The sequence below is a fragment of the Micromonospora sp. CMU55-4 genome (genome assembly GCF_011602315.1).
Classification (GTDB): Bacteria; Actinomycetota; Actinomycetes; order Mycobacteriales; family Micromonosporaceae; genus Micromonospora; species Micromonospora chalcea.
Genome location: NZ_JAAOLH010000002.1, coordinates 518,025 through 543,322 on the forward strand (window position 1 = coordinate 518,025; position 25,298 = coordinate 543,322).

20 protein-coding genes are annotated in these 25,298 nt (G+C 73.9%); 5 read left to right on the forward strand and 15 right to left on the reverse strand.

Annotated elements, in window-relative coordinates:
• The first annotated feature begins 1 nt into the window (after nt 1).
• Complete coding sequence (locus tag HA073_RS05730) at nt 2-595, forward strand: ATP/GTP-binding protein (RefSeq protein ID WP_030501201.1); 594 nt, start codon at nt 2-4, stop codon at nt 593-595.
• A 120-nt stretch (nt 596-715) separates the two neighbouring features.
• Here the strand turns inward: HA073_RS05730 and HA073_RS05735 are convergent, their stop codons facing one another.
• The 3 genes from HA073_RS05735 to HA073_RS05745 form a co-directional block, all read right to left on the reverse strand.
• Nucleotides 716-1,936 (reverse strand): ABC transporter substrate-binding protein, encoded by a 1,221-nt coding sequence (locus tag HA073_RS05735; protein WP_043326752.1) that lies wholly within the window; start codon nt 1,934-1,936, stop codon nt 716-718.
• Between the two features lie 134 nt (nt 1,937-2,070).
• Nucleotides 2,071-4,473 (reverse strand): hypothetical protein, encoded by a 2,403-nt coding sequence (locus tag HA073_RS05740; protein ID WP_043326750.1) that lies wholly within the window; start codon nt 4,471-4,473, stop codon nt 2,071-2,073.
• Between the two features lie 40 nt (nt 4,474-4,513).
• Nucleotides 4,514-5,503 carry a DNA primase gene (locus HA073_RS05745; protein ID WP_113972057.1) on the reverse strand — a complete coding sequence of 330 codons (990 nt, stop codon included), beginning with the start codon at nt 5,501-5,503 and terminating at the stop codon, nt 4,514-4,516.
• 115 nt (nt 5,504-5,618) lie between these two features.
• On the opposite strand from HA073_RS05745, the gene HA073_RS05750 reads away from it, so the two are divergent.
• A complete protein-coding gene (locus tag HA073_RS05750) occupies nt 5,619-5,960 on the forward strand; it encodes a PadR family transcriptional regulator (protein ID WP_043326746.1) in 342 nt (113 codons plus the stop codon).
• Between the two features lie 48 nt (nt 5,961-6,008).
• Here the strand turns inward: HA073_RS05750 and HA073_RS05755 are convergent, their stop codons facing one another.
• The 10 genes from HA073_RS05755 to deoC all read right to left on the reverse strand — a co-directional run bounded on the left by HA073_RS05755 (nt 6,009) and on the right by deoC (nt 17,945).
• Nucleotides 6,009-6,692, reverse strand: a complete 684-nt coding sequence (locus HA073_RS05755) for a permease prefix domain 1-containing protein (RefSeq protein WP_043326744.1) — start codon at nt 6,690-6,692, stop codon at nt 6,009-6,011.
• Between the two features lie 68 nt (nt 6,693-6,760).
• Complete coding sequence (cydC, locus tag HA073_RS05760; protein ID WP_375336221.1) at nt 6,761-8,500, reverse strand: thiol reductant ABC exporter subunit CydC; 1,740 nt, start codon at nt 8,498-8,500, stop codon at nt 6,761-6,763.
• On the reverse strand, nt 8,497-10,176 hold the full coding sequence (cydD, locus tag HA073_RS05765; protein WP_166455834.1) for a thiol reductant ABC exporter subunit CydD: 1,680 nt from the start codon (nt 10,174-10,176) through the stop codon (nt 8,497-8,499). Before cydD ends, cydC begins: the two co-directional genes overlap by 4 nt.
• Nucleotides 10,173-11,180 (reverse strand): cytochrome d ubiquinol oxidase subunit II, encoded by a 1,008-nt coding sequence (locus tag HA073_RS05770; protein WP_166455835.1) that lies wholly within the window; start codon nt 11,178-11,180, stop codon nt 10,173-10,175. Before HA073_RS05770 ends, cydD begins: the two co-directional genes overlap by 4 nt.
• An 11-nt stretch (nt 11,181-11,191) precedes the next feature.
• Nucleotides 11,192-12,439 (reverse strand): cytochrome ubiquinol oxidase subunit I, encoded by a 1,248-nt coding sequence (locus HA073_RS05775; protein WP_166455836.1) that lies wholly within the window; start codon nt 12,437-12,439, stop codon nt 11,192-11,194.
• 106 nt (nt 12,440-12,545) lie between these two features.
• Nucleotides 12,546-13,451 carry a M56 family metallopeptidase gene (locus tag HA073_RS05780; protein WP_043326742.1) on the reverse strand — a complete coding sequence of 302 codons (906 nt, stop codon included), beginning with the start codon at nt 13,449-13,451 and terminating at the stop codon, nt 12,546-12,548.
• A 9-nt stretch (nt 13,452-13,460) separates the two neighbouring features.
• Nucleotides 13,461-13,997, reverse strand: coding sequence for a BlaI/MecI/CopY family transcriptional regulator (locus HA073_RS05785; RefSeq protein ID WP_166455837.1), 537 nt, complete (start codon nt 13,995-13,997; stop codon nt 13,461-13,463).
• Nucleotides 13,998-14,732: 735 nt separating this feature from the next.
• A complete protein-coding gene (locus HA073_RS05790) occupies nt 14,733-15,557 on the reverse strand; it encodes an aldehyde dehydrogenase family protein (RefSeq protein ID WP_064447630.1) in 825 nt (274 codons plus the stop codon).
• On the reverse strand, nt 15,550-16,980 hold the full coding sequence (locus tag HA073_RS05795) for an aldehyde dehydrogenase family protein (protein ID WP_166455838.1): 1,431 nt from the start codon (nt 16,978-16,980) through the stop codon (nt 15,550-15,552). Before HA073_RS05795 ends, HA073_RS05790 begins: the two co-directional genes overlap by 8 nt.
• A gap of 5 nt (nt 16,981-16,985) precedes the next feature.
• Nucleotides 16,986-17,945 carry a deoxyribose-phosphate aldolase gene (deoC, locus tag HA073_RS05800; protein ID WP_030501215.1) on the reverse strand — a complete coding sequence of 320 codons (960 nt, stop codon included), beginning with the start codon at nt 17,943-17,945 and terminating at the stop codon, nt 16,986-16,988.
• Nucleotides 17,946-18,081: 136 nt separating this feature from the next.
• Here deoC and upp point away from each other — a divergent pair, with 136 nt between their 5' ends.
• Both upp and HA073_RS05810 read left to right on the forward strand, forming a co-directional pair.
• Entirely contained in the window at nt 18,082-18,714 is a 633-nt protein-coding gene (gene upp / locus HA073_RS05805) for a uracil phosphoribosyltransferase (protein WP_043326733.1), read from the forward strand.
• A gap of 100 nt (nt 18,715-18,814) precedes the next feature.
• Nucleotides 18,815-19,489 (forward strand): GPP34 family phosphoprotein, encoded by a 675-nt coding sequence (locus HA073_RS05810; RefSeq protein WP_069087165.1) that lies wholly within the window; start codon nt 18,815-18,817, stop codon nt 19,487-19,489.
• Nucleotides 19,490-19,575: 86 nt separating this feature from the next.
• Here HA073_RS05810 and HA073_RS05815 read toward each other — a convergent pair whose 3' ends face one another.
• On the reverse strand, nt 19,576-21,240 hold the full coding sequence (locus HA073_RS05815; protein WP_064447632.1) for a phospho-sugar mutase: 1,665 nt from the start codon (nt 21,238-21,240) through the stop codon (nt 19,576-19,578).
• 49 nt (nt 21,241-21,289) lie between these two features.
• Nucleotides 21,290-23,311: a serine/threonine-protein kinase gene (locus HA073_RS05820; RefSeq protein WP_043326728.1), complete on the reverse strand. Its 2,022-nt coding sequence runs from the start codon at nt 23,309-23,311 to the stop codon at nt 21,290-21,292.
• Between the two features lie 203 nt (nt 23,312-23,514).
• Here HA073_RS05820 and HA073_RS05825 point away from each other — a divergent pair, with 203 nt between their 5' ends.
• The gene (locus HA073_RS05825; RefSeq protein ID WP_043326726.1) at nt 23,515-25,098 is read left to right on the forward strand and encodes a methylmalonyl-CoA mutase; all 1,584 of its coding nucleotides are present in this window, start codon (nt 23,515-23,517) and stop codon (nt 25,096-25,098) included.
• The last annotated feature ends 200 nt before the right edge of the window (nt 25,099-25,298 follow it).

Genomic DNA, 25,298 nt, shown 5'->3' on the forward strand with positions numbered 1-25,298 from the left:
CATGTCGCACCGGCCGCCGGCCCCGAGCGGCCGAGTGACGTCGGCGAAGATCGTTATCGCCGGTGGGTTCGGCGTCGGCAAGACGACGCTGGTCGGCTCGGTCTCCGAGATCACGCCGCTGACCACCGAGGCGATCATGACCTCCGCCGGTGTCGGCGTCGACGACACCCGGCAGGTGCCGGGCAAGACGACGACCACGGTGGCGATGGACTTCGGTCGTATCTCGATCGACCGGGATCTGATCCTGTACCTGTTCGGTACGCCGGGTCAGACGCGGTTCTGGTTCATGTGGGACGAGTTGGTCCGGGGTGCGATCGGCGCTGTGGTGCTGGTCGACACCCGGCGGCTCGCCGACTGCTTCGCCGCCATCGACTTCTTCGAGCACCGGCGGCTGCCGTACCTGGTGGCCATCAACTGCTTCGACGGCATGCAGTACCACGATCCGCAGGACGTCCGGGACGCGCTGGCGATCTCCCGCGACGTGCCGGTGGTGCCGTGCGACGCCCGTAACCGGGAGTCCACGAAGCACGTGCTGATCTCGCTGGTCGAGTACGTGCTCACCATGCGGCGCTCGCGGGCCGTCGCACCCGCCTGACCGACGCGCGGAAGCGCCCGGCGGCCTGAGGCCACCGGGCGCTTCTTGCCGTCCGGGGACGGACACGGTACGCGGTCGCCCGGTGACCTCCAGGAAGGAATCGCCGGGCGGCGCTCCGGGTCAGCCGAGACGCGTCCAGCCGCCCCGGTAGACCTGGTAGACGGCGAGCGAGTCGGGTTCCATGCCACCGTGCCGCGCGGCGGTGAACGCGTACCCGCCCGCGATGCCCTGGACCGCCTGCGCCTGGAGCAGCGCCCGCAGGCGGCCCCGGTCCAGGCTTGTCGCCATCCGCGCCGACCACGCGAGGAGCTGGAGGGCGTCCGAGGCGTACGGGGCGAAGCCGGGGCTGCCGCCGTGCCGCTGGGTGTAGCGGGTGGCGAAGTCCCGCCGGGCCAGCTGCGCCGTGGTGGTGGCGGTCACCGCGGAGATGTCCAGGCAGGCCGGGTGCACGGCGTATGCGCCCTCCACGGCGGCGGCGTTGGCCCCCTGCACGGTGTCGTCGGCGACCGCGCCGGCGTCGAAGAAGATCGGGCCGCGGTGCCCGGCGGCGCGCAGCTCCCGTGCCGCGGCGCCGGAGTCCGGCGCGGTGGCCCAGACGACAACGCCGTCCCGCTCGCCACCCGCGACGCGCTCGGCGGCGGCACGGAAGCGCCGGCCGGTCGCCGGCAGGCGCACCGTGCGGGCCAGGTCGGTGCTGCTGTCCGCGAGGGCCTCCCGCATCGCCCGCACACCCGAGTCGCCGTGCAGCCCGTCGGCGGCCAGCAGGGACACCTTCCGGACCTTCATGGACTCGAACAGCTCCACCAGGCGGCGTGCCATGTCCACGGCGTCCGGCGTGAGCTTGTAGGTGAACGTGCGCTCGTCGAGCGGCAGCACGATGCGGTCACCGTAACCGAGCGAAAGGAAGGGCGTCTTGACCTGCTGGGCGGCCGTCGCCAGGGCCACGGAGGTCTCGCCGAGCACGCCGCCGATCAGGGCCTGCGCCCCGGCCCGGGTCAGCTCGGCGGCGTGGCGGGCCGCGACCTCAGGATTGCTGCCGTTGTCCAGGATCTGGAGCCGGACCGACCGGACCAGGTTCCCGACCGGGAGGCCGGTGCGGTTGAGCGAGTCGGCGGTGAGCTGCAGGGCCTGCCGCTGGGCGACGCCGAGCACCGACCCCGCGCCGGTCAGCTCCAGGCTCGCCCCGACGATCAGATCCTGGTCGCTCGGCGCGCTGCTGGACGGGCCGTCCTCCGGCCGCTGGCCCTGCGGCGCGCAGCCTGCCAGCAGCACGCTCCCGGCCGCGGCGGCGAGGACGCCCCGCCGGGTGAGCACAGTGGAGTCGAACGCCGGTGTCGCCATTGGAATCGCCTTCCCACCCCGGCGAACAGGCGCCGCCGCTGGTCCGCCGGGTATGTTCCCGGCCGGTCCAGCTCAGCGTCAAATCGCCCAGGTGTGGGATGAAACACCCCACTCGTGGGCCTGGCGGACTCTGATCAGGAGCGGTAACCGGCCGAGCGGTACTCGTACTCCCGGTCGTCCTCGCGGTCCCCGGTGTCGCGGGTGAAGTCCCAGCCGCCGGCCGCCTCACGGCCCGGACGGCCGCCCACGGCGAAGCCGCCGATCTCCTGGCCACGCCGCCAGCCCCGGAAGTATCCGGTGGTGTTCTCGGCCAGGCTCGCCGCGTTCCGGACGATCCGCAGGGGACGCTCCTCGCGCAGCGGGGAGCCCGGCACCAGGTTGGCCTGCGGCACCCGCTTCGGCAGGCCGGCCTTGGTCTCCGCGCCGACGGACGGGCGGGCGGCCTGTTCGGCCGCCTGCCAGCCGGTGTCAGCGGTGCTGGACCACTCCAGGTCGGCCTCGTCCCCGTGCCCGACGAACCAGGCGGACTTGGCCTGCGCGAAGATCAGCAGGTCACCGTCGCCGTCGTCGGAGACCGGCGGCGGGCGGTGCTCCTTCGGCGCCGGACGCCGCTCGGGCGGGGCGGTCATGGGCACGCGGCCCGGGTCGCCCTGGTCGACGAGGCGCAACGGCGGCGTGTCCAGCCCGGGATCGGCCTGCCGGCTCATCTCGTCGCGCAGCGCCCGGTCGGCCAGCGGCGGAGGCTCCACCAGCCGCAGCATCGGCGGCTCCTGCGGAAGGTCGTCGGCGAGCCACGGCGGCGTGACCCGGCCCGGGTCGCTCGGCGCGTCCACGCCCCGTCCGTACGGGTAGGTGGTGCCCTCCCGCTCCCGGGCGGTGTCGTCCTCGTTGTTCACGAGCGGCCAGTTCGCCCGGGAACCCGGCGGGGCTGCCTCCGGCGCCGGCGGGCGCGGGGCCGGCACCGGGATGCTCAGGTCGGTGGCGCTGAACCCGCCGGTCGGCGGTTCCTGGTGCGGATTGGTCTTCGGGCGGGGCGGGATGACGGTGCGCTGCCGCTCCGCCCGCGCCTTGTTGATCGCCGCGGTGGTCAGCGTCGGCCGGAACGGCTCGCCGGCCTCGGCCGGCGGCACGGCGCCGCGCGGCGACGGGGCGATCGGGGTGATGCCGGGCGGCGGCGGAGGCGGCGCGGAGATGGGCCGGTTGGTGGGTCCGTCCACCCGCGACGGCAGCGGCGCGCCGGTCGGCTCGGGCCGGGACGGCGGCGCGGAGGCCGGACGGCCCAGCGAGGCAGCCGGAGCCACGGGAGTCACCGGGGCCGGAGCGACCGGCGGAGGCGTGACCGGGGCGGGAGCGACGGGTGGCGGGGCGAGCGGCCGGGGCGTCGTCGTGGCGGCCGGGCCGGAGACCGGCTCGGGCCGGCCGCGGCGCCCGCCGGGAATCGGCTCCGGGCGGCTGCGCCGTCCGGCCGGCTCGGGTGCGCCGGCCGGCTCGGGACGACCACGGTGTGCCGGCTCGGCGGCCGGCTCCGGCTGGACCGGCCGCACCGCGCGCAGGTCGGTGGCCGGGGCCAGCTCGTCGACCTGCTCACCGCGTCGGGCGGCGGCCCGGCGGCCGGTGGCGGGCGCGGGAGCGGTGCGTTCGGCGAGCGCGCCCACGAGCGCGTCGCATCCGGCGTCACAGGTCCGGACCGAGGCGACCGCCTGCCGTACCGTCTCGGCGACGGCGGCGGTGAGCGTCCGGTTGACGGTGGCCCGCCGGGGTGTCTCGGAGATGGCGACCCGCAGCGCAGTCACCGCGTCGGAGATGTCGCCCGCGTCCGCCAGACCCTCGGCGGCCAGCTGCGCGACCACCGCGTCGGCGGTCAGCCCGCCGTCGCGGCCACGGGCCGCGGAACCGGTGAGCATCCCCGGCTCGGGCAGCGCGTCGAGAACCGCGAGGGCGACCCGGTCCGCCGGGTCCGGATACGCGCGCAGCGCGGCCGGGTAGAGCTCGCGGAGCACCTCGCGCAGCGTCACCGCGGCCGAGTGCCGGCCGCTCGCCAGCGCCGCGTGCGCGGCCAGGACCTGCGTGTATCCGGCTAGCTCACGCGGCGCCGGGAGGGTCACCGCGGAGAGCGCGCCGGCCTGCAGCGCGCGGGCCAGCCCGACCGCGCGGCGCTCGGCGGGCGGGGACTGCATCTCCTCCAGGGAGTCGTCGTCGGCGAAGCGCTCGGCGAAGTCGTCGACCGAGTCGTCGTCGGCGATCGCCAGCGGACGGCCGGCGGCGCTCAGCAGCGAGGTGACGATGTGGTCGTCGCTGTCCGCGGCGATGGCCGCGCCGCTCGGACCGCCGGACCGCTCCACCAGCAGCGCGACCAGCTGGGCGTACCCGGCGGCCTCGTCGGCGATCTCACAGACGTGCAGCAGACGGCCTGCGTCGTCGACCACAGCGGACGTCAGCGTCGTTCCGGCCGAAGCCGTTCGGTCGGCCGGATCTGCCGAGGCCAGACCGCAGTACACGCGCACGAGCGCCACGGCGTCGTCCTCCTCCCGGGACACAGGTCTTGCTCTGCCAGAGACTGATGCTCCCCGCTCCGGGTCAGTCGCGCCAGTCCACAACCGCAGAGATCTTGCCGACAATGGTGCGCCAACCCAAACTTGCGGTTTGTGCCCCGATTTTCTTCAGCCGGCGCCGACCCAGGAAACCACCGATTCCGCCGTTGACGGAAGCCCGCAGCGCCTCGTCCAGATCGTCCAGGCTCGAGCCGGCGGAGAGCATGTCCAGCACGGCCGGTAGCCGCAGCGCGTACGCCAGGTCACGGGCGATCTCACCAGCTTCGATGAGTAGCTCGTGGTCCCATGCGTCGTGGCCGCCGCGCAGGTTCTCCACCACCAGGTCGAGTTCGTAGGTGTCCTCGTCCAGCGGGGCGATGTCGGCCGGTTCCAGCCGTTCGGACAATTCATTCCAGCTGTCCAGTTGGGACAGGTCGTTGGGCGCGCCGGAACGGATGAAAGAGACCAATGACTCCGGGGTCTTGAACAGCAGGAGCCGGCCCTTGTGGGTGAGGAAGACCGGCACCTCCTCGTCGCCCGCGGCGTCCTCGTCCTCGTCGTCGTCCTCTTCGTCCTCGGACTCGGTCTTGTCCTCGGTCGCGTCGTCGTCCGCCTCGCCCTTGCGGCGCCCCTTGGCGGCCTTCTCGGCCTTGTCGTCGTCCTCGTCGTCCTCCTCGGCGGAGAGGGCGGCGAACTCCTCGTCGAGGATCACCACCTCCTCGTCGTCCTCGGTCTCGACGACCTGGCGGCGGGCCAGGAAGGGGTCGTCCTGGTCGCGCTCGGCGACGTCGGTCGGGGTCAGCTCGCGCGCCGGCCGGTACGCCCGCAGCGTGAAGCCGGTGCCGGCGGGCAGCGCGATCTCCACCGGGTCGATCCGCACCTCGTCCCAGAGCGCGCGGTCCGCCGGCGGGCGGTCCGCCTCGACCTCGTCGGCTGCGGCGGGCGCGTCGGTGTCGTCGAGCTCGGGCTCGTCGGCGTCGGGCCGTTGGGGCGACTGGCGGGCCACGCTGACCTCCGTGTGCGTTCGGTTGCCCACCCGGCGGCGTCGCGCCGCCGAGTGACTCTGCGCACATACCCTAGTGGGCGAACCGTTGCGGCCGGGAGCCGCACCCCTTGGCGTTCCGGAGGATCGACAAGTAGCGTTGCTACGCATGAAGGCGCAGGCGCTGCACGGACACCTCGACGCGCTGCTGCTCGCCGTGCTGGAACAGGGCCCGCGACACGGCTACGCGATCATCGAGGCGTTGCGTGCCCGCAGCGGCGGGACGCTGGATCTGCCCACCGGCACCATCTATCCGGCGCTGCGCCGGCTGGAGCGGGCCGGGCTGGTGGCGAGCACGTGGAGCACAGTCAACGGCCGGGAGCGCCGCACCTATGAGCTGACCGAGGCCGGTGGCCGGGCGCTGGTGGGGGAGCGGGCCGGCTGGCGCGAGTTCAGCGCCACCGTCGGCCGGTTCCTCGGGGCGGACGAGCCGCCCACGGCCCCGGCCTGAACCCCGCCGGCCGGACCGGTGGGCCGGCCGCTCGGGCGGCCGACCGGCTCAGCCGGCCAACCGCCGCTCGGCGAGCACCCAGCAGCGGGCGGCCCGGACCAGTGCGAACCAGGCCGCGGACACCACCGTCGCCCCGATGATCATCGGGGGCCAGGTGAGCGCGGCGTCCCACAGCCCGACCGACCAGCCGAACAGCGCGCCGCCGGCGGTCACGCCGAGCGCCAGGGCGCCGGTCAGACCGAAACCGATCAGCCGGGCCGGACGGACGAGCCGGGGCGACCCCCACCGGGCGGTGAGCGGGCCGACGAGCAACGCGGCCAGCGCCAGCGCGGCGATCACGCCCCAGATGACGTTCAGCCCGGCGGAGAGCAGCAGGTAGCTCGCCGGCGGCGGGGGACCGCCGCTCCAGCTCGACCCCTGCCAGGTCAGGTCACCGGCGGCGATCAGCACCACCGAGATCAGGAGCGTGCGCAGCGCCAGCCCGCGCAGCGCGCCGGTGGCCAGCTCGGCCTGGAACTCTGGCACGAGCTGCCGGTCGCTGCCGAACTCGGCGACCGCCCGCCGCTCCGCCTCCGCGCGCGGCAGGCCCTCCTCCCGGTACGCCTCGACGGCGTCCTCCAGCGCGTGCCGCGTCTCGGTCAGCAGGTCGGCCTTGAGCCGGTCCGGCCCGTACAACCGTCCGGACAGCTCGCGCAGCCGGCGGTCGACCACCGCCTCGTCATGGACCCGCATGCGCACAAGCCTGCCATCGGGGGACGGGCTACCGCGTCAGGGAAAACCCCGATCGGATTCAGTGCGCGCTACGGCGTGACCGCCAGGTAGCCGCGTTCGGCCGTCTGCTGCCGCAGCCACTGCTCCCGGTACCAGCCCGGACGCGCCACCAGTTCGTCGTGCCGGCCGCGCTGTACCACCCGGCCGCCGTCGAGCACCACGATCTCGTCCAGCCCGGCCAGGCCGCTGAGCCGGTGGCTGATCAGCAGCACCGAGTGCCCGGCCGGGGTGGCGGCGAGCGTGGAGTCCAGCACCGCGTCGGCGGCGGACGGGTCGAGCCCTTCGGTCGGCTCGTCGAGCACCAGCACCGGCGGGGCGGCCAGCAGCGCGCGGGCCAGCGCGAGGCGCTGCCGCTGCCCGCCGGAGAGCTGCCCGCCCTGCTCGCCGACCACTGTGTCCCAGCCGTCGGGCTGTTCGCGTACCCAGTCGAGCAGGCCGGCCGCCCGGGTCGCGGCGACCAGGTCCGCCTCGGTGGCGTCCGGACGGCCGAGGAGCAGGTTCTCCTTGACCGTGGCGTGGAAGACGTACGCCTCGGCGAGCAGGCCGCCGACCACCCGGGGCAGGTGCTCGTCCGGGATCCCGGCCACCGGCACGCCGCCGACGGTGACCCGGCCGGTGTCGGGGCGTACCGCGCCGGTGAGCACGGCGGCGAGCGTGCTCTTGCCGGCGCCGCTCGGCCCGACCACCGCCACCCGCCGACCGGCCGGCAGGTCGAGGTCGAAATCGGCCAGCGCGGGGGCGGCCCCGGTCCGGTAGCGGACCGTCACGTCGGCGAACCGTACGTCGTGCCCGTCGATCGCGGGCTCCGGCGCGCTCGCCGGCGGCGTCGTGTCGGGTTCGGTGAGCATGTCGGCCACCCGGGCCAGCCCGGTCCGGAGCTGGGCGCGCTGGCGGGCCGCCGCGACCAGCGCGAGCGCCACCTCCACGGCGGCGAGCGACCCGACCGCGAGGACGCCGACGAGCACCCCGCCGACCCCGGCCCGCAGCGCGACGGCCACCACCGCGGCGGCGGTGAGGCCACCCACGAGTACGCCCGTCGCGTCCACCGCGAAGCCGGTAGCGGCGAGCCGGCGTTCCAGCTTCGCCAGCCGCGCGCCCCGGTTCTCGGCGGCGGCGAGCGCGGCGCCGGTGGCCCCGAACGCGGCCAGGTCGGCGGCGCCGTGGGTGAGGTCGACCGCGTCCACCGCGAGCGCGCCGCGCAGCGGGGCGACCTCGTCGGCGGCGCGGCGGGTGAGTCGGGTGGCCAGCGCGGGCAGCGCCGCGCCGGCCACCAGCAGGCCGATCGCGAGCACACCGGCGGCCGGCGGTGAGATCAGCGCGGCGACGCCGACCGCGAGCACGCTGACCACCGCCGCGGCCGCGCCCGGCACAAGCACGCGCAGGAGCAGGTCCTGGGCCGCCTCCACGTCCGACACCAGCCGGCTCAGCGCGTCCCCGGTACGCCGGCCGGCGTCGCGCCGGGCGGCGAGCGTGGCGAACACCCGGGCCCGTACGTCGGTGATCATGCGGAGCACGGCGTCGTGCCCGGCGAGCCGTTCGGTGTACCGCAGCACGCCCCGGCTGACCGCCAGCGCCCGGACCGCGACGATGGCCACCGTCAGCCGGTCCAGCGGCGGGCGGCCCGCCGCGCTCATCAGCAGCCAGGTGGCGGTGGCCATCAGCGCCAGGCCGGCGAACTCGGTGGCGGCGGCGAGCAGCCCGGCGCCGAGCAGCCGGCTCAGGTACGGCCGGGCCAGGCGCAGCACCGCCCGTTCCGCGCCGGGGATCACCGGGCCACTCCCGGCCCGGTGGCGGTCGGGTGCAGTTCGGTGACCCGGCCGTCCTCGACGCGCAGGATCCGGTCGGCGTCGGCGAGCAGCGCGGGCCGGTGCGCGACGAGCAGCGCGGTACGTCCGGCGACCAGCCGCCGGGTGGCGTCCAGCACGACCGCCTCGCTGGCGCTGTCGAGCCGCGCGGTCGGCTCGTCGAGCAGCACGATCGGCGCGTCCCGCAGGAACGCGCGGGCGAGCGCGACCCGCTGCCGCTGACCGCTGGACAGGCCGTGGCCGCGTTCACCGAGGCGGGTGTCCAGCCCGTCGGGCAGGGCGTCGACCACCTCGTCCAGCGCGGCGTCGGCGACCGCGGCGGCGAGCACGTCGTCCGGGGTGTCCGGCGCGCCGAGGCGGATGTTGTCGGCGAGCGACCCGGCGAACAGGTGCGCCCGCTGCGGCACCCACGCCAGTTCGCGCCGCCAGGCGTCCAGGTCGACTCCGGCCAGGTCCACGCCGTCGACGGTGACCCGGCCGGAGGTCGGTGCGACGAAACCGAGCAGCAGGTTTAGCAGCGTGCTCTTGCCCGCGCCGCTGGGCCCGATGACGGCGATCCGGTCGCCGGGCCGGATGGTCAGCGTGACGTCGCGCAGCGCTGTGGTCCGGTCGTACGCGACGCTCACGCCCTCGAAGCGGATCTCGCCCCGGCCGCCCGGCGTGGGACGGCGGGGTTCGGTGGTGGCGGGCGCGTCGGTGGCGGAGAGCGTCAGCGCCTCGTCCAGCGCGGTGAGCCCTTCCATGCTGGCGTGGAACCGGCTGCCCGCCGCACGCAACGGCAGGTACGCCTCCGGGGTGAGCAGCAGCACCAGCAGCGCGGTGGAGAGCGTGAGGCCGCCGCCGAGCAGCCGGATGCCGACCGGCACCGCGACGAGCGCGACGGAGAGCGTGGCGACCAGTTCCAGCACCAGCGCGGACAGGAACGCGATGCGCAGCGTCTTCATGGTGGCCTGGCGGTGGCCGTCGGCCATCCGGCGTACCACGTCGACCTGCCCCTTGGACCGGCCGAACGCGCGCAGCGTGGGCAGCCCGGCCACCATGTCGAGGAAGTGCCCGCCGAGCAGCGACAACCGGCGCCACTGCCGTTCGGTGGCGGCCTGCGCCTGCCAGCCGAGCAGCGCGCCGAAGATCGGGATGAGCGGGATGGTGAGCGCGATGATCAGCGCCGAGCTCCAGTCGGCGAACACGATCCGGGCCAGCACCGCCACCGGCACCGTGACGCTCAGCACGAGCTGCGGCAGGTAGCCGGTGAAGTAGGGGTCCAGCGCGTCCAGCCCGCGCCCGGCCAGCGTGGCGAGCTGCCCGGCCCGCTGCCCGGCGACCCAGGTGGGACCGTGCCGGCCGACCGCGCCCAGCAGGTCGGCGCGCAGCGCAGCCTTGACCGTCGCGGCGGCCCGCGCCGCCACTGTGCCCTGCGCCCAGCTCACCAGCGCCCGCCCGGCGACCGCCGCCACGAGACCGGCCAGCGCCGGCCGGTGCAGCCGCCCGTCGAACGCGGTGGCCAGCAGCGTCGCCAGCGCGGTCGCCTGGGCGATCACCAGCAGCGCGGTCAGCCCGCCCAGCGCCGCGAGCACGGCGAGGTCGCGCCGGGCCGCGGGGACCCGACGCAGCAGACGCGGGTCGAACGGGCGGCGGTTCACCAGTACACCGGTGCCCTGCCGTCGATCCGTCCCCGGAACACCCACCAGCACATCGCCTGAAAGCCTAGTAGGGCCGGCACGAGCGGTAACGCGAGCCATCCCAACAGTGCCAGCGTCGGACGGCCGGCGGCCGCCTCGGCCACCGTCAGCGAGGCTGCCGGGTCGGCCGTGGAGACCAGGATCCGGGGCCAGAGCGCGGCCCCGACCAGCGGCGCGGGCAGCGCCAGCGCCGTCGCGGTCGCGGCGAAGGCCACACCGGCCCGGCCCCGCCGCAGCGCCGCGCGGGCCGTCAGCAGCGCGGCCACGAGCGCCAACGGCAGGAGTACGGCCACAGCCGGGCGCGCCACCGCGGCGCGTACCCGATCGGAGAGCACGCCCAGGACGGTGGCCGCGCCGACGGCGACGAGTGCGGCGGGTATCAGGGCGGTCGCGAGCCGGACGAGCGCCGGGGCGTCGGCGGAGGGCAGCCGGAGCGTGAGGAACGTCGCACCGTGCACCGCCACCAGCGCCAGCAGGGCCAGCCCCGCGGCGGCGACGAACGGGGTGGCGAGATGACCGACACCGACCACGTGCCCGTCGGCGCTCAGCGGCACGCCCTGGAGCAGCCCGCCGAGCACCGCGCCCCAGCCCAGCGCGGCGAGCACGCTGCCGACCACCACCACCCGGTCCCAGCCGGCGCGCGCCGTTCCGGAGACCGGGCGGCTGCGCAACTGCACCCCGGCGGTCACCAGCACCACCCCGGCCAGCGCGGCGAGCACCGCCGGGTAGAAGCCGGAGAGCAGCTCGCCCTCCAGCCGGGGGAACGCGCCGAACAGGATGCCGACGGCCGCCACCAGCCAGACCTCGTTGCCGAGGAAGAACGGCCCGAGCGCGGCGAGCGTGGCCCGGCTGCCCGGCGCCGGGCCGCGCCGGGCCAGCAGCAAGCCGACGCCGTAGTCGTAGCCGCCGAGCACGAGGTAGGTGGCGAAGAAGAGGCCGAGCAGGGCGTACCAGGCGAGTTCCACGGCGGGCTCCCTCAGACGAGCACTGGCTGGTGGTGGGGGTCGGTGTCGGGCGCGGGCGGGCGGCCGAGGGCGGGGTCGTGCGCGCCGCGCGCGGCGTGCCGGGCCAGCAGCGTCCAGTTGGTCACCGCGAGCGCGCCGAGCAGCAGGCTGAACCCGATCAGCGAGGCGAGCATCAGCCCCGGCGAGACCGGGGAGACGGCCTGCGCGGTGGGCAGCAGCCCGTACGCGGCCCAGGGCTGGCGGCCGACCTCGCGGGCGATCCAGCCGAGCAGCATCGCCACGAACGGCAGCGGCAGGCCGAGCAGGATCAGCCAGAGTGGGAACCGCAACCGGATGATCCAGTCGCGCCAGAGCAGCGGCAGCAGGAGCCAGAGGGCGCCGAGCGTGAAGCCGATCAGGATCATGAAGCCGAGGCCGACGTTGGAGAGCACCGGCGGATCCCAGTCGCCGGGGCCGAACCGCGCGGTCCAGTCGGCGACGAGCGCGTCGCGCTCCGGCCCGCCGCCGAACTTTGTCGGCTGGAGCTGCGCGACCGGGCCGAACTGGGCGAAGCCGAAGCCCTGGAGTGTGCTGACCGCTAGCGCCGCGGTGACCAGGCCGAGGCGCAGCGAGGTGCGGAACAGCGCGTAGTCGCTGGTGCGCCGCAGCAGGTGCCACGCGCTCACCGCGGCCATCAGCAGGCCGCCGGTGACCAGGCTCGCCGAGATCACGTGGCCGAACGCCATGCCGAACGTGGGATTGGTGAGCAGCGCGCCGAAGTCGGTGAGGTGGGCGATGCCGTCGCGGACCTCGTACCCGACCGGGTTCTGCAGCCAGGCGTTCGCCACCATGATCCAGAACGCCGAGGCGTACGCGGTGATCGCCACGCCCCAGAGCAGCGCCAGGTGTACGCCGCGCCGCAGCCGGTGCCACCCGAAGATCCACATGCCGAGGAACGTGGACTCCAGGAAGAACGCCACCAGCGTCTCGATGGCCAGCGGCGCCCCGAACACGTTGCCGACGTAGCGCGACAGCCCGCTCCAGTTCAGCCCGAACTGGAACTCCATCACGATGCCGGTGGCGATGCCGAGCACGTAGTTGATCACGTAGAGCTGGCCCCAGAACCGGGTCAGCCGCTCGTACACCGGTTTGCCGGTGAGGAAGCCGGCCGTCTGCAACCCGACCAGCAGCGTGACCAGGCCGAGCGTGACCGCCACGAACAGGAAATGGATCGAGGTGGTGGTGGCGAACTGGAGGCGGGCGAGGAGCAGCGGATCCACTGTCGTCCTCCCATGGGTCGACTCTCTTGTCGTAGTCAACCTACACGTAGCTTCACTACCTATAGGGGTGTGCGAACCCGGAGAAGTCCCTTAGGGGGGGGCGAGATCAGCTCAGGAACAGGGCGAACGGCAGGGAGACGAGCGTGCCCGCGACGGCGAGCGCCATCGCGCCGAGCACCCGCGGCGGGCGGTCCGCGACGAGCAGCCGCTGCACCCGTACGTCCAGATCGCGGTCGCCGAGACCGAGCGTGCCCGCCGGTTGCACCCGGTGCTCGGCGGCGGCGAACCGCCGCAGCGCGCCCGCCAGCGGCGCGTCCGCGTGCAGCTCCCGGGCCTTGTCGTCGGCGCGCATCTCGACCAGCAGCGCCACCCGCGCGTGCGCGTCCCGCACCCACTGGAACCAGGGCAGCGCCCGGCACAACGCGGTGAACGGCAGCAGCACCAGATCGTGCCGCTCCTGGGCGTGCGCCCGCTCGTGCGTGAGCACCGCCGCCAGCTCGGCCGGGTCGAGCAGGTCGAGCGTGCCCGCGCTCACCACCACCCGGGGCCGCACCCCCGGCAGGCAGTACGCCGCAGCGCTCGGGTGGTCCAGCACCAGCGCGCCGGGCACAGTCGGGTCACGCCGGGCCACCAGGTGCAGCAGCTCCCGGTGCCGGCGCTGGGCGCGTACCGCGCCGTGCAGGCTGCGTACCGTCGTGGTGAGCAGCACCACGCCGATGCCGAGACCGACGCCGACCAGGCTGAGGTGCACCGCGCCCACACCGGCCGGAAGCGTGCCGTGGGCCAGGTCGTCGGCCAGCGCCAGCAGCGCCCACCCGGTCGCCCGGTCGTAGACGTCGAGGCCCAGCGCCATCGGCAACCCCATGGCCGACAGGCCGAGCGCCAGCCCGACCGCCTGCCAGCACAGGATCGCCACCCGGGGCGCGCGCCACGTCCAGCGCGCGGCGGCGAGGACCTGCGCGGTCAGCCAGCAGGCCAGAATGGTCGCGGCGAAGTGCAGGGCGTACGCCACGGCGGCCGCCTACCGGTCCGTTGCCTCGTCGAGCGCCGGCCGACCGGGCCGCGGGTCCTCGATCCGGCCGGTCGGTCCGTCCTCGACGGTCGCGGGCGCGGTCGTCCCGGCCTCGGCGGTCTGGGCGGTCGCTCCGGTCGCGGGGCCTGTCGTCCCGGCCTCGGTGGTCGCGGGTCGGGTCGCCCCGGCCTCGGCGCTGAGCGCGGCGCGGAGCACGTCCGCCTCCGTGCCGGTCACCGAGCGGGCGAAGCGCACCAGCGCGGCGTCCCGGCTGCCGCCGAGATCGAGGGCTTCGAGCATGAGCTGGGCGATGTGCGCCTCGCGGGTGGCGGCGGGGCGGTAACGCCAGGCGCGGCCCTCCCGCTCGCGCTGCACCATGCCCTTGCCGGCGAGCCGGTCGAGCACGGTCATGACGGTGGTGTAGGCCAGTTCGCGGCCGTCCAGGGCGTCGGCGACCTCGCGCACCGTCACACCGCCCGAGGCGGCTGGTGCCGCGTCCCACAGCACGTCCATCACCGCACGCTCAAGGTCCCCCAGCCGAGTCACCCACCAATCCTACCCCCGGTAGTAGATCCCCTCCGCCGCCCCGGTCCCCGGTTCCGGTCCCCGCCCCTCCCTCCCGAAGATCAACACCAGCTCGGGGAGGTGGTGTGGTCTGAGGCGGCTCGATGCAGCCACCTCGCCGTACTGGTGTCGATCTAGCTCTCCTCGGATGGCCCCGCCAAGATCCACTCCGCCTCGGGGAAGTGGTGCAGTCCGGGGGCGGTGGATGCGGCCCTCTCGGGGATCTGGTCTTGATCGTGCTGGCCTCGGGGTGGGCCCCTCGGCAAGATCAACGCCAGTTCGGGGAGGTGGTGGCATTCGAGGCGGGCTGATGTGACCACTTCGCCGTACTGGTGTCGATTTTGGTGCGTGGGAGGGCAGGGTCAGCGCCAGTTCGGGGAGGTGGTGCAGTCCCGGGCTGGTTGATGTGGTCACTCCGGGGAAGTGGTGTTGATCTTGCTGGGCGGCCGGGTGAGTGTCGGGGCGCGGCTCGGGTCACTTCGGAGGTTTTGGTGTTGATCCTGTCGGCCTCCTGCGGGGCCTTCGACAAGATCAACGCCAGTTCGGGGAGGTGGTGGCATCCGAGGCGGGTTGATCGGCCCACTTCGCCGTGCTGGTGTCGATCTTGCTCGGCTGCGGGTGCGGTCGACGACCGTTCGCGGGAAGAGCGGGGACGGGAAGTGGCGGCAACCCGGGAGGGTGTGCCGCCACTTCGGGCCGGGACCGGACTGCCGTCTGTCAGACGCCCTTGGGGTGCCAGACCGTCTTGGTCTCCAGCAGCGTGGTCATCCGGGTGATGCCGGGATCGGCGTACCAGTCGTGGTCGGCCGGGGCCGGCCGGAGCACCCGCTTGAGGTTCTCCGCGGCCTTGATCTCCAGGTCGGCGGCCAGCTCGGCGTCGGTGACGCCGGTCAGGTCGATCGCGTTGACGTCCATGTGCGCGGCGAGCGTCGGCACGGTCTCGGTCAGCCGGCCGGTGAGGATGTTGACCACCCCGCCGGGCAGGTCGGAGGTGGCGAGCACCTCGGCCAGCGTCACCGCCGCCAGCGGCGCCGCCGGGGAGGCGGCCACCACGACCGTGTTGCCGGTGACGATCGCCGGGGCGATCACGCTCACCAGGCCGAGCAGCGCGGGCTCCTCGGGGGCGGCCACCGCCACCACGCCGGTGGGCTCCGGCGCGGACAGGTTGAAGTACGGGCCGGCCACCGGGTTCGCGCCGCCGTACACCTGGGACAGCTTGTCGGACCAGCCCGCGTACCAGACCCAGCGGTCGATCGCGGCGTCCACCTCGTCGGCCGGTACGCCCAGGGCGACGAACTGCTCGCGCCGGCCCTCCAGCATCTCGGCGACCCGGTAGAGGATCTGACCCCTGTTGTACGCGGTCGCCCCGGCCCAGCCCTTCACCGCGGCGCGGGCGGCCACTACCGCGTCCCGCGCATCCTTCCGGGAGGCAAGAGACACGTTCGCGGATTGCACGAGATACGACCGTCCCGACTCGCTGCGCGGGAACTTCCCGCCTATGAAGAGCTTGTACGTCTTGCGTACCGCGACCCGCTCAGACATTGAGGTACCCCTCCAGCCCGTGCCGGCCGCCCTCGCGACCGTAGCCCGACTCCTTGTAGCCGCCGAACGGCGACGTCGGGTCGAACTTGTTGAACGTGTTCGCCCACACCACTCCTGCGCGCAGCCGGTCGGCCAGCCACAGGATCCGGGAACCCTTGTCGGTCCAGATTCCGGCCGACAGCCCGTACGGCGTGTTGTTGGCCTTTTCGACGGCCTCCGCCGGGGTGCGGAACGTGAGCACGGACAGCACCGGGCCGAAGATCTCCTCGCGGGCGATCCGGTGGGCCTGGGTGACGCCGGTGAAGATGGTCGGCGCGAACCAGAAGCCGCGCTCGGGCAGCTCGCACGGCGGCGACCAGCGCTCCGCACCCTCGGCGGACCCGGCGTCGGACAGCTCCCGGATGCGGGCGAGCTGCTCGGCCGAGTTGATCGCGCCGATGTCGGTGTTCTTGTCCAGCGGGTCACCGACCCGGAGCTGGGCCATCCGGCGCTTGAGCGACTCCAGCACCCGGTCGGCCACCGACTCCTGGACCAGCAGCCGGGACCCGGCGCAGCAGACGTGCCCCTGGTTGAAGAAGATGCCGTTGACGATGCCCTCGACGGCCTGGTCGATCGGCGCGTCGTCGAAGACGATGTTCGCGGCCTTGCCGCCCAGTTCCAGCGTGAGCTTCTTGCGGGTGCCGGCGACCGAGCGGGCGATGGCCCGGCCCACCTCGGTGGAGCCGGTGAACGCGACCTTGTTTACGCCCGGGTGCTCGACCAGCGCCCGGCCGGTGTCGCCGGCACCGGTGACGATGTTGACCACGCCGGCGGGCAGGTCGGCCTGCTGGCAGATCTCGGCGAACAGCAGTGCGGTCAGCGGGGTGGTCTCGGCGGGCTTGAGCACGACCGTGTTGCCGGCGGCCAGCGCCGGGGCGATCTTCCACGCCAGCATGAGCAGCGGGAAGTTCCACGGGATGACCTGCGCCGCCACGCCGAGCGGCTTCGGGTCCGGGCCGAAGCCCGCGTGCGGAAGCTTGTCGGCCCAGCCCGCGTAGTAGAAGAAGTGCGCGGCGACCAGCGGCAGGTCGACGTCGCGGGACTCCTTGATCGGCTTGCCGTTGTCCAGCGACTCCAGCACCGCCAGCTCGCGCGAGCGTTCCTGAATGAGCCGGGCGATCCGGAACAGGTACTTGGCCCGGTCCCGGCCCGGCATCGGACCCCAGACCTTCTCGTACGCGGTCCGGGCGGCGCGCACCGCGCGGTCCACGTCGTCGGCGCCGGCCTCGGCGATCTCGGCCAGCACCTCCTCGGAGGCCGGGTTCACCGACTTGAAGCTGCCGCCGGAGGCCGGGTCGACGAACGCGCCGTCGACGAAGAGCCCGTACGAGGGCTTGATGTCCACCACCGAGCGGGACTCGGGGGCGGGTGCGTATTCGAACATCGCGTTCAGTCCAGGGTGAAGTAGTCGGGGCCGGCGTAGACGCCGGTCGTCAGCTTGGTGCGCTGCATGAGCAGGTCGTTGAGCAGGCTCGACGCGCCGAACCGGAACCAGTCCGGGCTCAGCCAGTCGGCGCCGACCGTCTCGTTGACCATGACCAGGTACTTGATCGCGTCCTTGGTGGTCTTGATGCCACCGGCCGGCTTGACGCCGACCTGACGCCCGGTGGCGGCGCGGAAGTCGCGGACCGCCTCCAGCATCACCAGCGTCACCGGCAGGGTGGCCGCGACCGGGACCTTGCCGGTGGAGGTCTTGATGAAGTCGCCGCCCGCGAGCATGGCGAGCCAGGACGCCCGCCGCACGTTGTCGTACGTGGCCAGCTCGCCGGTCTCCAGGATCACCTTGAGGTGGGCGTCCCCGCAGGCTTCCTTGGTGGCCACGATCTCGTCGTAGACCTCGGCGTAGCGCCCGGCCAGGAACGCGCCCCGGTTGATCACCATGTCGATCTCGTCCGCGCCGGCCTCGACCGCCGCCCGTACGTCGGCAAGCTTGATCTCCAGTGGGGCCTGACCGGACGGGAACGCGGTCGCCACGCTGGCCAGGTGCACGCCGCTGCCGCGCAGCACCTCGGCCACGTACGGGACCATCGACGGGTAGACGCAGACGGCGCCCACGTGCGGGCAGCTCGGGTCGGCCGGGTCGGGGCGCAGCGCCTTCGCGGCCAGCGCCCGCACCTTGCCGGGCGTGTCCGCGCCTTCCAGGGTGGTCAGGTCGACCATCCGGATCGCCAGGTCGATCGCCTCGGCCTTCGCCGTGGTCTTGATGGAGCGGGTGCCGAGCTGCGCCGCCCGCTGCTCCGCGCCGACCTGGTCCACGCCGGGCAGGCCGTGCAGGAAGGTCCGCAGAGCGGTCTCGGATCGTCCCAGCTCGGAGAGATCCGACCGGGCCGACGTCGTTGTCGCCGTCATGCCCCGAATAGTACGCACTCGCGAGTCCTGTGATCTTGGTCACGGTGAACGGGTTGCGAGCGTCGTACGTGAGCGGGGTCGCTGGTCGGGCCGCACCCACCGTGCGCCGGTCCACGGAGCGGTAGGTTGAGCGATCGTGGACGTAACCGTCATTGACCATCCGCTCGCCCAGACGCGGCTGACCGCCATGCGGGACGCCCGGACCGACTCGTCGTCGTTCCGGGCCGCGCTGCGCGAACTCACCACCATGCTGGTGTACGAGGCCGCGCGCTCCTTCCCGGTCGAGAAGTACTCGATCCAGACCCCGGTCACCGCCACCGAAGGCAGTCGGCTGGCGAACCCGCCGCTGCTGGTGCCGGTGCTGCGGGCCGGCCTCGGCATGGCCGACGCCGCGCTCGGCCTGCTGCCCGAGTCGTCGATGGGCTTCGTCGGCCTGGCCCGCGACGAGGAGACGTACGAGCCCCGCGCGTACATGGAGTCGCTGCCCCGCGACCTCAGCGGCCTGCCGGTGCTGGTGCTCGACCCGATGCTCGCCACCGGCGGCTCGCTGGAGCACTGCTGCCGGCTGCTCGCCGACCGCGGCTGCACCGACATCACCGTGCTCTGCGTGCTGGCCGCGCCGGTCGGCATCGAGCGGCTGGAGCGCTCCGGCCTGCCGTTGCGCCTGGTCACCGCCTCGATCGACGAGGGCCTGAACGACTCGAAGTTCATCGTCCCCGGCCTGGGTGACGCCGGCGACCGCCAGTTCGGCGGCATGCCCCGTTTCTGAGGCCGGTCCCGGTGCGGAGGGTCGGCCCTCCGCACCGGGAACCGGACTGCCCCGGCGAGTTGGTGCGCGGGGGTGCGGGGAGGCGCTAGCGTTCCGGGCCATGACTGGTGTTGCGCTCGCCGAAGAGCTGCTGCTCCTCGCGTACGACGACGAAACCGGCAAGGCCACCATGCCGCGGATCAGCCTTGACCTGGGCATGGCCGCGGCGGTGCTGGTCGAGCTGGCCCTGGCCGGACGGCTCGCGTACGCGGACGGGAACCTGGCGGTGATCGATCCGGCGCCGACCGGTGAGCCGATCGCCGACGCCGTACTCGCCAAGATCGCCGCGGAGACCCCGCATACACCCTCGTCCTGGGTGCAGCGGCTGCGGCACGGGCTGCGCGACCGGATCCTCACCGACCTCTGCGGGCGGGGCGTGGTCCGGGACGTGGAGGAGACCGAGCTGGACTTCATCCACGTGCACCGCTACCCGGTGGCGGACCCCTCGGTCGAGGCGGACATCCGGCAGCGTCTGGCCGACGCGCTGACCAGCGGGCAGCTCCCCGACGAGCGGACCGCCGCGCTCGCCACGCTCGTCGCGGTGCTGCGCATGGAGCCGGCGCTCGGGCTCACCGGCCCGGCCGCCGAGGATGCCGGGCGCCGCCTGGAGGAGATCGCCGCCGGCGCCGGGTTCTCCGGCTCGGTGAGCCTGGACGACAGCGTGGTGCGCCCGTCGATCAGTCTGGTCATCGCCGCGCTGGGCCAGGCCGTCGACGCCGCCCTGGGCAAGCGGTAAGGAAGGGCCCCCTCTTAACGCCTCCGGTAGAGGAAGGGCCCCTTATTAACGCGAGGCGTTAATAAGGGGCCCTTCCTTACACCCGGTCAGAGGCCGAGGGCGGCGGCGATCTCGTTGCGCAGCTCGGTCACGGCGGCACGCGCGCGCTGCCGGGCCGCCGGCACGTCGCCGCCGGTCACCGGCTCCACCACCTCCAGGTACGCCTTGAGCTTCGGCTCGGTGCCGGACGGCCGGATCACCACCCGGGCCGCGCCGGTGCGCAGGATCACCACGTCCGCGTCGGGGAGCAGGTCGGTGGCCTCGGTCACCGGCTGACCGAGCAGCGCGGTCGGGGTGGCCGCCCGGATCCGGGCCATCGAGTCCGCGATGACCCGCAGGTCCTCCACCCGGACCGAGAGCTGCTCGGTGTGGTGCACGCCGAACTCGGCGGCCAGCTCGTCCAGCCGGTCGAGGAGCGTACGGCCCTCGGCCTTCAGACCGGCGGCCAGCTCGGCGACGGTCAGCGCGGCGGTGATGCCGTCCTTGTCGCGTACGTGCTCCGGCGCGACGCAGTAGCCGAGCGCCTCCTCGTAGCCGTACACGAGCGGCTCCCGGCCGCCGCCGGCCCGGACGATCCACTTGAACCCGGTGAGCGTCTCGTCGTAGGGCAGACCCCGGGCCGCCGCCATGGCCCGCAGCAGCGCCGAGGACACGATCGTGGTGGCGTACAGGCCGGTCACGCCGCGTCGCATCAGGTGGTCGGCGAGCAGCGCGCCCACCTCGTCGCCGCGCAGCATCCGCCAGGACCCGGCGTCGCGTACGGCCACCGCGCAGCGGTCCGCATCCGGATCGTTGGCGATGGCGAGATCCGCGCCGGTGCGGTCGGCGAGCGCGACGAGCAGGTCCACCGCGCCCGGCTCCTCCGGGTTGGGGAAGCTGACGGTCGGGAACGCCGGGTCCGGCTCGGCCTGCTCCGGCACCACGCCCGGCACGCCGAACCCGGCGTGCGCGAACGCGGCGGTCAGCACCGCGCCGCCCACCCCGTGCAGCGGCGTGTACGCCACCTTCAGGTCGCGTGGCCCGGTCGGGTCCACCACGGCGGCGGCCCGTTCCACGTACGCGGCCACCAGGTCGTCGCCGAGCACCTGCCCGGCCGGGCCGAGCGGCACCTCGGCGAGCGGGCCGACGGCCCGGATGGCCGCCTCGATGCCGGCGTCGGCGGGCGGCACGATCTGCGCGCCGGCGCCCAGCTCACCGCCGAGCTGCGCGCCCAGGTAGACCTTGTAGCCGTTGTCCTGCGGCGGGTTGTGGCTGGCGGTCACCATCACCCCGGCGACCGCGCCGAGCTGCCGGACCGCGAACGCCAGCACCGGCGTGGGCAACGGCCGGGGCAGCAGCAGCGCCGGACGGCCCGCCCCGGTGGCCACCTGGGCGGTGCGCTCGGCGAAGGCCAGCGAGCCGCGCCGGGCGTCGTACCCGATCACCAGCGGGCCCTCGCCGCCCTGGGCGGCGAGCCAGCGCACGAGCCCGGCGGCGGCCTGGGTGACCACGGCGAGGTTCATGCCGTTCGGCCCGGCGCGCAGCGGGCCGCGCAGTCCGGCGGTGCCGAACGTCAGCGGGCCGGCGAACCGGTCGGCCAGGTCGGTCGCCGTGCCGGGCAGCCCGTCCAGGACGGCGCGCAGCTCGTCGCGGTCGGCCGGGTCCGGGTCGTCGGCGAGCCAGCGCTCGGCTCGGACGCGAAGGTCGTCTAGGTCAGTGGTTTCCGCCGCCATTGCCTCTTGATAGCACGGCGGCGGATCACCACTGGCCGTCGGCCTCGACTCAGTTCGCCTCGGTGAGCTGGAACGAGCCGACCATCGCGTCGAAGATCGGCTTGCTCTCCGCGAACCGCGCGTCGGTCGAGGAGAGGTAGAACGAGTAGACCTTGCCGTCCTTGACCACGCCCCGCCAGATGCCGTGACGCATGGACTCACCCTCGCCGCAGGTGTATTCGAGCTGGCCCGCGGTCTGCCCGGCGAGCGGCTGCTCGGAAACCGACACCTCGGTGTAGGGGGCGGGACAGGTCTTGCTCTTGGCGCTGTTCTTGTTCAGGTTCCGCGAGGCGAACTCGGCCCAGCTGATCGAGGTGCCGCCCCACGGCTCGGCGATCACCCGCACCTTGCGGCCCTCGTCCTCGGGGTCGACGTAGTCGACGTAGAGGCCGCCGGTCTGCCGCTGCCAGCCCTTCGGCACCTGGATGGTCACGCCCTTGACGGTCTGCTCCTGCATCTCGGGCGCGGCGGCGGCCGAGTTCGACGGCAGCGTGCCCACGATCGGCGGTGGCGTGTCGTCGCCGCCGCTGGTCAGCGCGATCACGCTCACCAGCAGCACCACGGCGAGGCCACCGGCGGCGGCGAGCTGGACCTTGCGCGGCCACGCCTTGATCCGGCCGAGCAGGCCCTTGGCCGAGCCGAGCGCGCCGCCACCACCGGCGGCCGGAGCGGTGGCCGGCGTGGTCCACGGCTGGCCGGTGCCGGGCACCGACCACTGGTTGCCGCCGCCGTACACCGGCTGGGTGGCGTCGGCGGCACGGCCGTAGACCGGCTGGGTGGTCGGCACCTGCTGGGTGGCGTCCGCGCCGGCGCCCTGGCCGAGCCGGACCGTGGCGTCCGGCGAGATGCGCTGGGTGGCCTCGGGCGCGGGCCCGGACATCGCGCCGGTCGGGGTGTGCAGCGGGCCGGCCAGCGCGTCCGCGCTGGTCTCGTCCAGCGCGGCGTCGCCCGCCGCCGGCTTCTCGCCGGCGGGCCGCTCCCCGCGGCGCAGCGCGGCGAGCCGGTCGGTCAGCGACTCGTCCGGACCGATCATGGCCCGACCGCCGATCTGGCCGCTCGGCTTCGGCTCGGCCGCGATGGCCGGCGGCGTGGTCGGGCGCGGCACCGGCACCACCGCGTACGGGTCGGTGACCGAGTTGACCGCGGTGGCGGTGCTGGTCAGCGGCCCGGCGAGCAGTTCGCGCAGGTTGGCGCGGGCCCGGTGCACGTCCATCCGGCGGGCCGGGTCCTTCTCCAGCAGCCCCATCAGCACGCCGGTGAGCGGGCCGCTGCGCTGCGGCGTGGCGGGCGGGTCCTCGACCACGGCATGCATGGTCTCGATCGGGTCGCCCTTGTCGAACGGGGGACGGCCCTCGACCGCCGTGTAGAGCGTCACGCCGAGCGAGAACAGATCGCTGGGCGGCCCGAACTCCTGGCCCATGGCCCGCTCGGGGGAGATGAAGTGCGGCGAGCCGAGCACCATGCCCGGCGTGGTGAGCTGCACGTCGGTGGGCATCCGGGCGACGCCGAAGTCGGTGAGCACGCAGCGGCCGTCGGAGCAGATCAGCACGTTGGCCGGCTTGACGTCGCGGTGCAGCACACCGATGGCGTGCGCCACCTCCAGCGCGCCGAGCAGCGCGATGCCGATCTTGGCGACGGCGCGCGGTGCGACCGGCCCGTCCTCGATCACCATGTCGGCGAGGCTGCGGGCGTCCAGCAGTTCCATCACGATCCACGGCCGGCCGCCCTCGGTGACCACGTCGTAGACCTGCACCACGGCCGGGTGCTGGATCGCGGCGGCGGCGCGGGCCTCCCGCAGCGTCCGTTCGTAGAGCGCGTCGCGGTCGCTCGGGGCGAGCCCCGGCGGGAGGACGACCTCCTTGACCGCCACGTCGCGGCGCAGCAATGTGTCTGTGGCCCGCCAGACCGTGCCCATGCCTCCGTTGCCCACCGGGGAGCGCAGCGAGTAGCGACCACCGATGGTGGTGCCGGGCGCCGCGCGTCCAGTGGGGGGACTGGCCGGTCCGCCGCTCCACGTCGGAATCTGAGTCACAGAAAAGCCACCGGGGGATATCGAGGGGGCTGGGACACAACCCCTCTATCTTGCTGGTTCCGACGCCCGATGCGAAACCCGACGCGGCGGGCGTTTACCTACTCGACGGTATGTGGCCGGTTGCTCACCTTCGGTGGTGTGCCGTGGCCAGGTGTGCGGTATCCCTCACCCACCAGGCGGTCAGCGCGTCCTACCATCCGGTAATGAGCGATGCGCGGTCAAGCGAGTCGGGTTTCCCGATCCAGGGCGTCTACACGGCGGCAGACCTTCCGGCGGACCTGGAGGCCCGGCTGGGCGAGCCGGGCGAATTCCCGTACACCCGCGGGGTCTACCCGACGATGTACACCTCCCGGCCCTGGACGATGCGACAGTACGCCGGCTTCGGCACCGCGACCGAGAGCAACGCGCGGTACCACCAGTTGCTGCGCGCCGGGACGATGGGCCTGTCCGTCGCGTTCGACCTGCCCACCCAGATGGGGTATGACTCGGACGACCCGATCGCGCACGGCGAGGTGGGCAAGGTCGGTGTCGCCATCGACTCCATCGAGGACATGCGCACGCTGTTCGGCGGCATCCCGCTGGACAAGGTCTCCACCTCGATGACGATCAACGCGCCCGGCTCGGTGCTGCTGCTGCTCTACCAGCTCGTGGCCGAGGAGAACGGCGTGCCGGGGGCGGCGCTCAACGGCACCATCCAGAACGACATCCTCAAGGAGTACATCGCCCGGGGGACGTACATCTTCCCGCCGAAGCCCTCGCTGCGGCTGGTCGCCGACACGTTCGCCTACTGCCGGGCCGAGGTGCCCAAGTGGAACACCATCTCGATCTCCGGCTACCACATGGCCGAGGCCGGCGCCTCGCCCGCGCAGGAGGTCGCGTTCACGCTGGCGAACGGCGTGGAGTACGTCCGCGCGGCGCTCGCCGCCGGGCTCGCAGTGGACGACTTCGCGCCCCGCCTGTCGTTCTTCTTCGTGGCCCGCACCACGCTGCTGGAGGAGGTCGCAAAGTTCCGCGCGGCCCGGCGCATCTGGGCCCGGCTGATGCGTGACGAGTTCGGCGCGAAGAACCCGAAGTCGATGATGCTGCGGTTCCACACCCAGACCGCCGGCGTGCAGCTCACTGCCCAGCAGCCGGAGGTGAACCTGGTCCGGGTGGCGGTGCAGGGTCTCGGCGCGGTGCTCGGTGGCACCCAGTCGCTGCACACGAACAGCTTCGACGAGGCGATCGCGCTGCCCACCGAGAAGGCGGCCCGGCTGGCGCTGCGCACCCAGCAGGTGCTGGCGTACGAGACGGACCTGACCGCCACCGTCGACCCGTTCGCCGGGTCGTACGTGGTGGAGGCGATGACCGCCGAGGTGGAGGCGGCGGCCACCGAGCTGATGGACCGCGTGTTCGACCACGGTTCGGCGGTGGACGCGATCGAGGCCGGTTTCCAGAAGCGCGAGATCGAGCAGTCGGCGTACCGGATCGCCCAGGAGATCGACTCGGGTGAGCGGGTGGTGGTCGGCCTCAACCGGTTCCAGATCGACGAGGAGGAGCCGTACGAGCCGCTGCGGGTGGACCCGGCGATCGAGGCGGCGCAGGGGGAGCGGCTGGCCCGGCTGCGCGCCGAGCGGGACTCCGGCGCGGTGGAGCGCGCACTGGCCGAGCTGCGTTCCGCAGCCGAGGGCGACGCCAACGTGCTCTATCCGATGAAGGAGGCGCTGCGCGCCCGGGCCACCGTCGGCGAGGTGTGCGGCACGCTGCGCGAGGTGTGGGGGATCTACCGGCCGAGCGATCGGTTCTGACGTTTTCAGGCGGCGGTCCCGTCGGCGCACGCAGGTGCCCGGCGCGGGCCGCCGTCGTGCGTCCGGTAGTGGTCTGAACTGGGCAAACGGGGCCGCTGAGGCGTACCGTTGGTCCCCTCCCGGGCGACGGCGCCCGGCCGGTCACGGCGGGTGGCCGGGCGGTGGCGCCCGGTGCCGCGCGTGTGCGATTCGGCGATTCG

Excerpts from the sequence above, each read along its gene's own strand:
- HA073_RS05730 (WP_030501201.1), top strand. The coding sequence starts at position 2 with ATGTCGCACCGGCCGCCGGCCCCGAGCGGCCGAGTGACGTCGGCGAAG.
- HA073_RS05735 (WP_043326752.1), bottom strand. The coding sequence starts at position 1,936 with ATGGCGACACCGGCGTTCGACTCCACTGTGCTCACCCGGCGGGGCGTC.
- HA073_RS05750 (WP_043326746.1), top strand. The coding sequence starts at position 5,619 with ATGAAGGCGCAGGCGCTGCACGGACACCTCGACGCGCTGCTGCTCGCC.
- HA073_RS05755 (WP_043326744.1), bottom strand. The coding sequence starts at position 6,692 with ATGCGGGTCCATGACGAGGCGGTGGTCGACCGCCGGCTGCGCGAGCTG.
- HA073_RS05790 (WP_064447630.1), bottom strand. The coding sequence starts at position 15,557 with ATGTCTGAGCGGGTCGCGGTACGCAAGACGTACAAGCTCTTCATAGGC.
- HA073_RS05795 (WP_166455838.1), bottom strand. The coding sequence starts at position 16,980 with ATGTTCGAATACGCACCCGCCCCCGAGTCCCGCTCGGTGGTGGACATC.
- deoC (WP_030501215.1), bottom strand. The coding sequence starts at position 17,945 with ATGACGGCGACAACGACGTCGGCCCGGTCGGATCTCTCCGAGCTGGGA.
- HA073_RS05810 (WP_069087165.1), top strand. The coding sequence starts at position 18,815 with ATGACTGGTGTTGCGCTCGCCGAAGAGCTGCTGCTCCTCGCGTACGAC.
- HA073_RS05815 (WP_064447632.1), bottom strand. The coding sequence starts at position 21,240 with ATGGCGGCGGAAACCACTGACCTAGACGACCTTCGCGTCCGAGCCGAG.
- HA073_RS05825 (WP_043326726.1), top strand. The coding sequence starts at position 23,515 with ATGAGCGATGCGCGGTCAAGCGAGTCGGGTTTCCCGATCCAGGGCGTC.